This is a genomic window from Acinetobacter sp. B-6 (assembly GCF_056930735.1).
Genome location: NZ_JBXPBY010000008.1, coordinates 127,932 through 139,574 on the forward strand (window position 1 = coordinate 127,932; position 11,643 = coordinate 139,574).

8 protein-coding genes are annotated in these 11,643 nt (G+C 35.1%); all 8 read left to right on the plus strand.

From position 1 onward, the window contains the following. The first annotated feature begins 30 nt into the window (after positions 1-30). The 8 genes from AC1Z3T_RS11635 to AC1Z3T_RS11670 all read left to right on the plus strand — a co-directional run bounded on the left by AC1Z3T_RS11635 (position 31) and on the right by AC1Z3T_RS11670 (position 11,608). Positions 31-2,661: a type VI secretion system Vgr family protein gene (locus AC1Z3T_RS11635; RefSeq protein WP_100884469.1), complete on the plus strand. Its 2,631-nt coding sequence runs from the start codon at positions 31-33 to the stop codon at positions 2,659-2,661. Then, a complete protein-coding gene (locus tag AC1Z3T_RS11640; protein WP_100884470.1) occupies positions 2,661-3,518 on the plus strand; it encodes a hypothetical protein in 858 nt (285 codons plus the stop codon). Before AC1Z3T_RS11635 ends, AC1Z3T_RS11640 begins: the two co-directional genes overlap by 1 nt. Then, a complete protein-coding gene (locus AC1Z3T_RS11645) occupies positions 3,508-6,507 on the plus strand; it encodes a T6SS effector BTH_I2691 family protein (protein ID WP_100884471.1) in 3,000 nt (999 codons plus the stop codon). Before AC1Z3T_RS11640 ends, AC1Z3T_RS11645 begins: the two co-directional genes overlap by 11 nt. 17 nt (positions 6,508-6,524) lie before the next feature. Then, positions 6,525-7,523, plus strand: coding sequence for a DUF6708 domain-containing protein (locus tag AC1Z3T_RS11650; protein ID WP_058972164.1), 999 nt, complete (start codon positions 6,525-6,527; stop codon positions 7,521-7,523). A 92-nt stretch (positions 7,524-7,615) separates the two neighbouring features. Next, complete coding sequence (locus tag AC1Z3T_RS11655) at positions 7,616-8,614, plus strand: DUF6708 domain-containing protein (RefSeq protein ID WP_100884472.1); 999 nt, start codon at positions 7,616-7,618, stop codon at positions 8,612-8,614. Positions 8,615-8,658: 44 nt separating this feature from the next. Next, entirely contained in the window at positions 8,659-9,651 is a 993-nt protein-coding gene (locus AC1Z3T_RS11660; protein ID WP_483396668.1) for a DUF6708 domain-containing protein, read from the plus strand. Next, positions 9,651-10,628 carry a hypothetical protein gene (locus tag AC1Z3T_RS11665; RefSeq protein WP_100884473.1) on the plus strand — a complete coding sequence of 326 codons (978 nt, stop codon included), beginning with the start codon at positions 9,651-9,653 and terminating at the stop codon, positions 10,626-10,628. The genes AC1Z3T_RS11660 and AC1Z3T_RS11665 overlap by 1 nt, the downstream gene beginning before the upstream one ends. Further along, positions 10,625-11,608 carry a hypothetical protein gene (locus tag AC1Z3T_RS11670; RefSeq protein ID WP_100884474.1) on the plus strand — a complete coding sequence of 328 codons (984 nt, stop codon included), beginning with the start codon at positions 10,625-10,627 and terminating at the stop codon, positions 11,606-11,608. Before AC1Z3T_RS11665 ends, AC1Z3T_RS11670 begins: the two co-directional genes overlap by 4 nt. Positions 11,609-11,643 lie beyond the last annotated feature (35 nt).

Consider the following 11,643-nt stretch of genomic DNA (forward strand, 5'->3'; position numbering starts at 1 on the left):
TATTAATATTATTTTAAGTTAGATAAGAAAATGAATTTTGCCAATATATTTTCGGCTTTAGAACAACTTGGATTAACCGCTCAAAAAAGAGCTTTGCACATTCAGTTTAGCAATCCTGATTTGACCGCCCAAGTGTTCTTGCAACGCATTGATGGACAACATGCCATCAATCAAGGCGTGTCTGTGGAACTGATCTGTCTTGCAACATCTGCAAATATTCCACTCAAACAGTTTATCGGATGCCAAGCTGCAATCGACCAAGTCACTGACCGCGGACAATTGTTCCGTACCACAGGCATCATTACCGAAGCCGCACAGGGACAAAGTGATGGTGCACTGACGGTCTATAAGCTCAAACTTGAAGATGCAACGTCACTGTGGCACAAACGCCGTAATAGTAGAGTTTTTCTGAATAAGTCAGTGATACAAGTCATTGAAATACTTCATAAAGAATGGCAACAAAGAAGTCCGCTGTTTGCTGCTAGTTTGAGTTTAGATAAAACTGGGCTGACCAAAGACTATGATATTCGACCACTCATTATGCAGAATAATGAACGAGATATAGATCTTATTCAAAGGCTTCTAGCATCGGAAGGTGTGACGAGTTTAATTGATGAAGCACAGCTTAAAGTCTCTCATTTTAATGAACCCATCCAGCCTCAAAAGCTTCGATTGATTGATGACAATACTCAATACGAAAGTTTAGAACGACGCACGATCCGCTTTCATCGAAGTTCGGCTATAGAGACTAGCGATTCGATTATCAATTTTACAGGACAACGCTCCCTTCAACCGACGTCTGTGCATATCCACCGTTGGCAAGCCGATATTCTTGAAACCGAAGAAGGTGCAGGCAATGTACAAAGTAAATATCAGCACAGTGACCAGTACGATAACGCCAGTCTAGGCTTAGAACAAGTATGGCACTTTAGCCCTGCATGGATACCTGACCTGAATGGGGAAGATGGTGCAACACCATCGGGCAACAGTCAGATCGAACGCTTTAACCAAAACCTCAGCAACTACTACGATGCCCAAGCCAAACAATTCACGGCAATATCGACGGTACGAGATGCGCAGGTGGGTTATCACTTTGAGCTTAACCAACATCCAAGCCTAGAGCTAAAAGATTCTGCCGATCAGCAGTTCTTGATCATCTCTAAAATCTTTTATAACCAAAATAATTTACCCAAAGACTTGAGCCATCAAGTCGAAACTTTGTTAAAACAAAGTGATTGGCAACGCCCCCATCTCACCGTAAACAACAACGAAGAACGCCAAGCGAATCAGTTGGTGCTACAACGACGTAATATTACGGTTGTTCCTGAATATAATCCCTTAACTCAAAGACCCGCAGTCCATCCAATGCGAGCGAGAGTGGTTGGTCCAAGTGGAGAAGAAATTCATGTCGATGAATGGGGACGTATCAAGGTTCGCTTCCTCTTTACCCGCAATGAAGACCACAGCCATGATGGTGGTGCAGGCTCGAATGACAATGATACCGACTCAGCTTGGGTTGATGTATTGACGCCATGGGCAGGCGAAGGGTATGGGGCACGTTTCTTACCGAGGATTGGGGAGATTGTAGTCATCGACTTCTTTGATGGCAACATTGACAGACCATTCGTGGTGGGTCGAATCCATGAAGCGCAACGCAGTCCGAGCAAGTTTGATGACAAAGGCAAGTTGCCCGATACCAAGAAGTTGGCAGGGATTAAAAGCAAGGAATATCAGGGCAGTGGCTATAACCAACTGAGATTTGACGATACCACCAACCAGATCAGCAGTCAGTTACACAGCAGTCATGGTGCAACTCAACTCAATCTTGGCAATCTCAGTCATCCAAAAGAGACAGATAGCAGCGAAGGTCGAGGAGAAGGCTTTGAGTTAAGAACGGATCAATGGGGTGCGGTACGTGCAGGTCAAGGCTTACTGCTGAGTAGCCATGCACAAGATGGCGCATCAGGTAATCATCTAGATACAACCGCAGCCAAAAGTCAGCTAGAAAGTAACCTGAACAATGCCAAAGCCTTAAGTGAGGTTGCCAAGAACCAACAGACTGATCCTTTAGAGGTCTTAGAACGAATCCAAGGGTTTATCAATACACTGGCTCAACAAGATCCGAAAAAAGCGGATGCATTTAAGTCCGCAGTAATGATGTTGGCTTCACCAAATTCAATTGCACTATCAAGTAATGAAGACATCCACCTCTCTGCGGATGGGCAAATCAGTCATAGTGCTGGCGGAAGCATTAATCTAAGCACACAAAAATCCTTGGTGGGGCATGCCAGTTCAAAGATCAGCCTGTTTGCAGCACAGGAAGGTGCAAGACTTTATGCTGGCAAGGGAAAAGTAGAGGTCCAAGCTCAAGATGGAGGTGCTGATTTGATCGCCCGCAAAGGCATTCAAATCATTTCGACAGAAGATACGATTTATATTATCAGTCCGAAAGAAATCAAGCTGATTGGTGATGGCTCGGAAGTGAAGCTCAATGGTTCAGGTGTATTTGCAACGACTGGTGGATTATTTGAAGTGAAATCTGGACAGCAGAAGTTTACAGGTGGCGCTAAGGTGAGCTCGGAGATCCCTCAACTCCCTATTTGCGAAATGCGTGTTTCTGGCGCTGCGGCAAAAGGTGATGCTTCTGTGGAGCTTTCATAATGCTATTAGCACCTATACATCCAAAAGAAATGATTGAGCATGATTATGTCATTATTGATCCGAATCTAAATGCGCAATATTTCTATGAAGTGGAAACTCAGCTTAAGTCTTTAGCACCAGATTATGCGAAGAATGTACAGCATGTTTTCCCATATTTATTGCGCTTGAATTCGGTTGATGAGTCTCTTGTTGAGGAAATCAAACAGTACGATCAACATCAGGTTAAAGCAGGGCTTTCGCCATTTTTTCTGATGAAGTTTAAAAGTGTTCCGACTCGAGAGCCTGATATTGTTGATCATTTAAAGCAAACTTTAGTATATGAAATAGGCACTAAGAAGTATTTGTATCGCTTTTTTGATCCAAAGATTTGGATGTTGCTAAATTACTTTGAGAGTCAGGATTTTTTATGGATCAATAAATATTTTAAAAATATTGAATTCAATTTTTTAAATGAAATATTGTCCTTTGAAACTGAGTCTAAAGGTGATTTGATTCGACAGCCTGATCATGATTTGTTGGACAAAATCAGTGTAAACAACAGAGTGTTTGAAAAGTTAAAATTCAAGACTGACGACTTGCCAGCATACTTTATGAAAGTTAATCAGATTTTTAATTATGCAGACTTAATAAAAAGTAAAGGAATTTTGACCAAGGATGATGCTGTAGCATCCATTTTTCATGCAGATTTAATCGGTGAAAGCTTTCTTAGAACCCACTTTTTTCAACGTTTAACAGAAAGTCCCAAAGGCTATGAACAGGCAAGCAAACAGCTTTCAACGTCTGAGTGGGATGACTTTTTTAAAAAACAAAATATTGATGATGAAAATTTAAAAAATAAGGTGATGTATGGATTCTAAAAGTTGTGATTTTTGTAAAAGAGATATTGGCTTAAAGATTTTTGTGAATCGTTATATATTTACATCAACAGGTGCAAATAATTCACTTGATGAAGATGAAAATCAAAAAGAATTATATGATATAACAGATATAAAATCACAGATTGATGAATATTTATCGAGTTTAGAAGAAACCAAGTTTAACTTTATTAACTCCTATAAGCCATCTAGTCCTCAAGCTTCAACAGCCACGTCAGCTTTAGAAGCATCTAGTCATGATTCAACTAATAATCCTGAAGTACCACTTAAGTCCCTGAATACGATTAAGGTTACGGCTACAGAGGCTAGTTATAGTTATCCTAAACACAAAACTGAAACATCAATGGAACAGTATGGTTTTAAAGGGAGCACTTTAAGAAAAGGTTTTTTATATGTTTTCATAAAGCATTTAAATCAATGGCAAGAATATAAAATTTCTGAAAAGGGTTTTTTAAAACGTATTAATGAATCAAATTATGATCAAGATTACTCATCTAGACCCTTAGTTTTAATGGAGCAGGGTGATGAGCCTTGCATGAATATTAAGCATAGAGCAAATGCTTTAACGATCGTTGTACCCAAACCCAATGAAGCTTCTTTTGTATATTTCAAATATTCTGAAAACGCATGGAGCAAAGCAACGAAGCTGAGAAACAAGTCACCTGAATTTTACGAAAAATATATGGATAAATTTGACGTAAAAAAATTTATTGCAGGACAGTACGCAAAAGGCACATTTCCAATGCAGACGGGAATTGAGAGTTTTTGTGCAGATTCTAAGACAGAATGGGTGGCTGGCGAAAAAGGTGAAGGAACTCTAGAAAACAGTCTGTTAAAAAATAATATATCAAAAGATTTATTTTCATATTCAGAGTATTTTTCCTATCTGTCAGGGAAGACACCTAAAGATATACTTGAAAACACTATGTCTCAAAATGAAGATATTAACCAAGTTAAAACTAATAATTTAGCTTATAGATTATTTTCAGACTCAAGTTTGGATGATTCATTTCTTAAAGAGCATAGCAAAGAGGAACTCACTGCGGCTTTATCAAATGATGCAAAAGCAAGAATACTTTTTGGAGCTGTATTTGCGATTGATGACCCTGTTGGCGTAGTGATGGATATTTCAGCTCAAGTTGCAAATCAAATGATGAGTGACGAAGATTATACTGATGATGAAAAAACCGTAAATACATTAGAAGTGTTAAAAAATAACTTTGGGATTAATGATTATCCTTACTTTACCAATGACGAATTAATAAGAAATGAGGAAGCGAAACAAAAAATTCGTATGTATGGTGGGGAAGGAGCAATGATTGGTGGACTCATTGAGGACGTGTGGGATGATAAAAAAACAACAGAAGAACTCAATGCTAAGGAGCGAGCCCAAAAAGCAGCAGAACAAAAAGTAAAAAATCAAGAATGGAATACAAAATATATTCAACATATTGATTCAAATAGATTTAATGCAGGTTTAGCCACACTTAAGCAGAAAAAACAAGTGCAGGCAGGCTATGCGGATAAGCTCGATGGAATAGGTCAGGAGTTTCTTAAGGAAAGCGTAATTGCGGACCATTTTTTCTTTAACCAAGAAAAAGATAATTTAGTTGATGGTGTTTCTCTTGGCATGTGTGTCAATCTAGTTTTAGAAAGTAGCAAATTATGCCCAAAAATGAATAAATACATGGGGCAATACTTATACAACACTCGAGATCCTAACAATTACTTTTTAAATTTTCTTGCTTTAAATTCAAGTGCCCTTCGTCAAAAGTTAAATGAACAAATTAATAAATGGTCTCTCACTAATTTAAATGGAGCTTTTGCTACACAGCCTTTTGGGGATTTCATCAATTCATTTCATGGCTTTTTAAGTACAGCTCGAACGGAAGAATTAAAATTTACATTGTTGACGAATATCAGCAAAGCCTTTTTAAATATCACAGGGTTATCTGCCCCGAATGCTTTAGCTGCTCATCCCTTCCAGCCTTTAATGATTTCAATGTTTAGTTTGTCTGAAATCAAGTCTGAGCGTATTACTTTTACGAACAAAAGCGATTTCAACACGAAAATGCGAAATTATTATAGATCACATCAAAATATAGTGGGTAAAGATAATGGTCTAGGTAATGTCATAAAAAAAAGTGATTGGAACTATCTATATGACAAATATAAACATCTTAAATATATCGATGTGCCACGTTTAGAAGTAAATCCTGAGTTTGAGAGAAATTTACCAAAAAACTTTAGAGAAGCTGTAAAAAAGCATGCTGAGTTATTAAAAAAACAAAGTACGATGCATGTCAGTGTTATTGCTGAAGATGTTATAGAGCCAAGCCCAAGCTCAGATTATTTTAAATTCTTTATGATTAAAGTCGCCATTGTTGGCTTACAAGGTTGGGCAATTTGTACTGTTTTTAGCCAAAGCTTTGATAATAAATATGAAAAAGTTGGTCGCAGAAGTGCTGCTGTGATTGGTCTAACCATGTCGACTGTAGAAGCAGTGGGCGCACTGTTAAATTCAAGTGATAAAATCACGTCACAATCACGGCTGTTAAAGTCAATGAATACTTTTATTCTTGAATTAACGACATCAAATAAAAACAGTGTAAAAGGGTTGGTATGGCGAGGTTTTGGATTATTTGCAGGATTAATTTTTGGTGGATTTGACGTATATAATGGATATCTGGCTGCCAGTAATGGTGAGAAATCATTTGGAATTGTGTTGGGTTTAAGCGGAGTTTTCGTTATCGGTGGTTCTATAGCCATTTTCTTACTGAATCCATTAGGATGGATAGCAATTGCTGTAGGGATTATTCTTTCTTTAATTGCCTATTTTGTAAAAGAGAACAATATTCAAATATGGATTCAACGATGCCTACTATCGACCAATACTGAAAAGAAAAGATTTAGCGATATCTTCGAGCAAACAGATCAGTTAAAGACGATTGTATCCCCTGCAAACAAATAATTTATAATGGCTCTCTTATGAAAAGTAAAATTAAAAAACATGTGTTTGGTTATGATGTATTTAAAGAAAACATACCTTTTTCCAAATTAGATGAAGGTGATGTACTTTTAAATCCTCATGATGAGTTTAAACGTAATCATAACTGGTCTTTTCTAAGGATGAATGATGATTATATAGAACTTATAGATCAGTCATATGCAAGACTTGGGAAAGGCTTAAGCCCATTTATATTTGTAATTCCACTTATGTTAATTGCATTATATTTTTTATACTTATATTTTAGTCTTGGTGGTGATAGTAATGATTCAATATTTATAACTTTCTTGATTGTAACTTCTGTTGTTTTTATAATATGGTTTTGCTTTTTTGTTTTTTTTCGTCCTTTTTATAAATATGATTATAAGAAACCATTATGTAAACCGATCTTGTTTAACCGAAAAACAGGTAAGGTATTTTTTTATTTAAATGATGCTGAGTATATCGAGCGAGATTGGAAAGATGTTATTTATGTGATGGGGAATAGCTTTGGTCTTTCAGGTGCACCTTTAAGAGAGCTTAGAGCGCATATCGTTGAAGGTGGTCTGTTAAAACATACTTTTGTTATTGGCTTCCCAATGATAGGTATATTCCGTACACAGGGTTTATGGTCATTTATATGTCATTTTATGCATAAAGGACCAGCAGAATTGTATCCAAAGCCTAATCCAATGTATGGAACAATAGACCCGTTTACACAATTAACGTTTTGCCAACAGGTCATTGGAGCAAAAGAAAGTTATCGAGATACATGGAAGTCATTTCGAATTATTTATCATGATAACTGGGTTCCTGCGTTATTTTCCTTCCCTTTTGATCTTGGTAATTTTATTGCAAGACGAATATTGCTGAATATAAAGCCTCTACCTATCTGGCATAAAGAGGTTGTCCTTAAAAATAAAATGGAACAACAACGTCCAGAAGAAATCAGTTTTAAAGACAACTTTGAATTTAGTATGTTTGAGATGAAAGATAAATGATAAAGCCCGCAAGCGCTTTGATTTTTTGGAATTAAAAAGAACATTATATTTTTTGATAGCTTGATATTTGGAAGCATCAGTAAAATGGTTGCATGATGAAAAGTAAAATTAAAAAACATGTGTTTGGCTATGATATTTTTAAAGAAAATATACCTTTTTCAAAATTAGAGGAAAATGATGTACTTTTAACGCCTTATGATGAATTTAAACGTAATCATAACTGGTCTTTTCTAAGCATGAATGATGACTATATCGAGCTTATTGATCAAAATTATGCAAGACTGGGTAAATCACTTAGTATGTTTGTTTTTATATCGCCATTAATAATACTCTTATTTTGTATTCTTTTTTTTATTTTGTTTTATCCTGTTAATGATAAAGGTTGGTTTATTTATGGGTTTATTCTATTTTCTAATATTTTTCTAATATGCTTTATATTATATTCGTTTTTAAGTCCATATTTTAAATATGATCATAAAAAACCGTTATGTAAACCGATCTTGTTTAATCGAAAAACTGGTAAGGTATTTTTTTATTTAAATGATGCTGAGTATATCGAGCGAGATTGGAAGGATGTTGTTTATGTAATGGGGACAAGTTTTAGTCTTTCAGGATTTACCTTAAGGGAGCTTAGAGCGCATATTGTTGATGATGGTCTGTTAAAACACACCATTGTCATTGGCTTTCCAATGATCGGTTGGGATAACACCCAAGGCTTATGGTCGTTTATATGTCATTTTATGCATAAAGGACCAGCAGAACTATATCCAAAGCCTAATCCGATGTATGGAACAATAGACCCGTTTACACAATTAACGTTTTGCCAACAGCTCATTGGTGCAAAAGAAAGTTATCGGGATACATGGAAGTCATTTCGAATCATTTATCATGATAACTGGGTTCCTGCGTTATTTTCCTATCCTTTCGATGTATGTAATTTTATTGCAAGACGAATATTGCTGAATATAAAGTCTCTACCTGTATGGCATAAAGAGGTTATCCTTAAAAATAAAATGGAACAACAACGTCTAGAAGAAATCAGTTTTAAAGATAACTTTGAATTTAGTATGTTTGAGATGAAAGATAAATGATAAGGCGCGCAAGCGCTTTGATCTTTAGTAAAAATGGCTGCATGATGAAAAATAAAATTAAAGAGCATTCGTTTGGTTATGATGTATTTAAAGAAAACATACCTTTTTCCAAATTAGAGGAAAATGATGTACTTTTAACGCCGTATGATGAATTTAAACGCAATCATAACTGGTCTTTTCTAAGGATGAATGACGATTATATAGAGCTTATAGATCAATCTTATGCAAGGTTGGGAAAAGGAATCAGTCTTTTAGTTTTTATATCACCTTTAGTTTTTTTTATAATTGGTTATTTAGTATACATGTTGGTTAACCCATTTTATAATCAAGGCATTTTCTTATATATATTTATTATATTTGTTTATTTATTCCTATTGTTTTTTACATTATATGGTTTTTTTAGTCCATACTTTAAATATGATCATAAAAAACCTATTTGTAAACCTATTTTATTTAATCGAAAAACAGGCAAAGTATTTTTTTATTTAACTGATGCTGAGTATATCGAGCGAGATTGGAAAGATGTGGTTTATGTGATGGGGAATAGCTTTGGTCTTTCAGGTGCACCTTTAAGAGAGCTTAGAGCGCATATTGTTGAAGGTGGTCTGTTAAAACATACTTTTGTCATTGGCTTCCCAATGATCGGTATATTCCGTACCCAAGGCTTATGGTCATTTATATGTCATTTTATGCATAAGGGACCAGAAGAATTGTATCCAAAACCTCATCCGATGTATGGAACAATAGACCCGTTTACGCAATTAACGTTTTGCCAACAAGTCATTGGCGCAAAAGAAAGTTATCGAGATACATGGAAATCATTTCGAATTATTTATCATGATAATTGGGTTCCTGCGTTATTTTCCTATCCTTTCGATGTGTGTAATTTTATTGCAAGACGAATATTGCTAAATATAAAGCCTCTACCTGTATGGCATAAAGAGGTTATCCTTAAAAATAAAATGGAACAACAGCGCCCAGAGGAAATTAGTTTTAAAGATAACTTTGAATTTAGTATGTTTGAGATGAAAGATTAATGAAAAACCCATGGTATTTCGTTCCTCGTACAAAAGTTGGAGAACGTGTAAAGAAGTATCGGCTTTTTAAACTTGATACTTTTGAACTCAAACGAGTGATCAATCATAATTTTTCGGTTGTTCAGATGAACTCTAACTTTATTGAACTCACAAATAAAAATTATGTTTGGAAGGGAAAGAAATTAATTTTTTCATCATTTTTTGGTGCTCCATATGCTCTCCTCGTTTTATTCGGTGGTTATCTATTTTTTAAAGATGGTGGTGATGATTTATTAGTGCTTCGACTTTTATTTATATTACTGTTTCTTATTGCATTATATATACTGTTAACTATGTTAATTCCTTTTTTTAAATTCGATTTTTTAAAGCCTTTATATTTACCAATTCTAATAAATAGACAAAAAAAGACCATGACCGTATGTTCTGATGAGAACAACGCCACTCAGTTTTCATTAGATGATTTGTATTTTGATATCGTTCAATCACAAGGTGTCGTTGGACTCCCTTTGTATGAGTTACATGCCTATATCCTTGACGGTGAAGTGATAAAACATGATATACAGTTGGGCACACCGAATATCCATAAAGACTATATAGAAGGCTTTTTATTGTTTATTAAAACTTATGTAGAACAGGGTCCTGAACCGTTGTACTACAGAAAAGGGATAGACGATCCTGAGCAAGATTATAAAAGTAAATTAACCTATTGCTATGATATTCAAGAGAAAAAAGAATCCATTAAGCAAAGTTGGCAAACCGTATTTATCAATCATTTTCAGACACCACTCTATGCGCTTATTTTTGCCATACCTGAATTTGTACGTTTCTTTGGGCGACGAATTACAGTCCTTTTTTCTAAGCCATTTTATTGGAGTGAAGCACTGAAAAAGGAGCATGTTGTAGATGAAAATGACCCCTATAGTGTGACAGCAAAAGACAATTTAAAGTTTGGTTTTTTTAGTGTGAAAGATAAATGAAAAATCCATGGTATTTCGTTCCTCGTACCAAAGTTGGAGAACGTGTAAAGAAGTATCAACTTTTTAAACTGGATACTTTTGAACTCAAACGAGTGATCAATCATAATTTTTCGGTTGTGCAGATGAATTCTTCATTTATAGAGTTTATTAATAAAGAATATATTTGGATTGGGAAGTCATTTATCTATTCTTTTCTAATCGGCATTCCTGTACTTGTAATGAGTATTTTCTTCATATATATGATTTTTTTTGATTACGGTGAAATAGATTACATTATGTGGTTTGGGGCAATATCTATTTTTATTGCATGCTTATACATTCTTATAACGATGCTTCAACCCCTGATGAGTAAGGAACTTTTTAAGCCTTTATACAATTCGATAATGCTAAATAGGAAGAATAAAGTAGTAACTTTTCATGAAAATAACAAATTTCTGCGATTACAATTAAGTGATCTTTATTTTGATATTGTTCAATCACAAGGTATCGTTGGACTACCTTTGTATGAGCTACATGCCTATATACTTGATGGTGAAATGATAAAACATGATATACAGTTGGGTACACCGAATATTCATAAAGACTATATAGAAGGCTTTTTAATATTTATCAAAACTTATGTAGAGCAGGGACCTGAACCGTTGTACTACAGAAAAGAGATAGACGACCCTGAGCAAGATTATAAAAGTAAACTAACCTATTGCTATGATATTCAAGAGAAAAAAGAATCCTTTAAGCAAAGTTGGCAAACCGTATTTATCAATCATTTTCAGACACCACTCTATGCGCTTATTTTTGCTGTACCTGAATTTGTAAGATTCTTTGGACGACGAATCACAGTTGTTTTTTCAAAGCCATTTTATTGGAGTGAAGCACTGAAAAAGGAGCATGTTGTAGATGAAAATGATCCCTATAGTGTGACAGCAAAAGACAATTTGAAATTTGGTTTTTTTAGTGTGAAAGAGAAGCAACATGAATAATCAGATTCCATACACATTGGGTTTAACGTTTACTG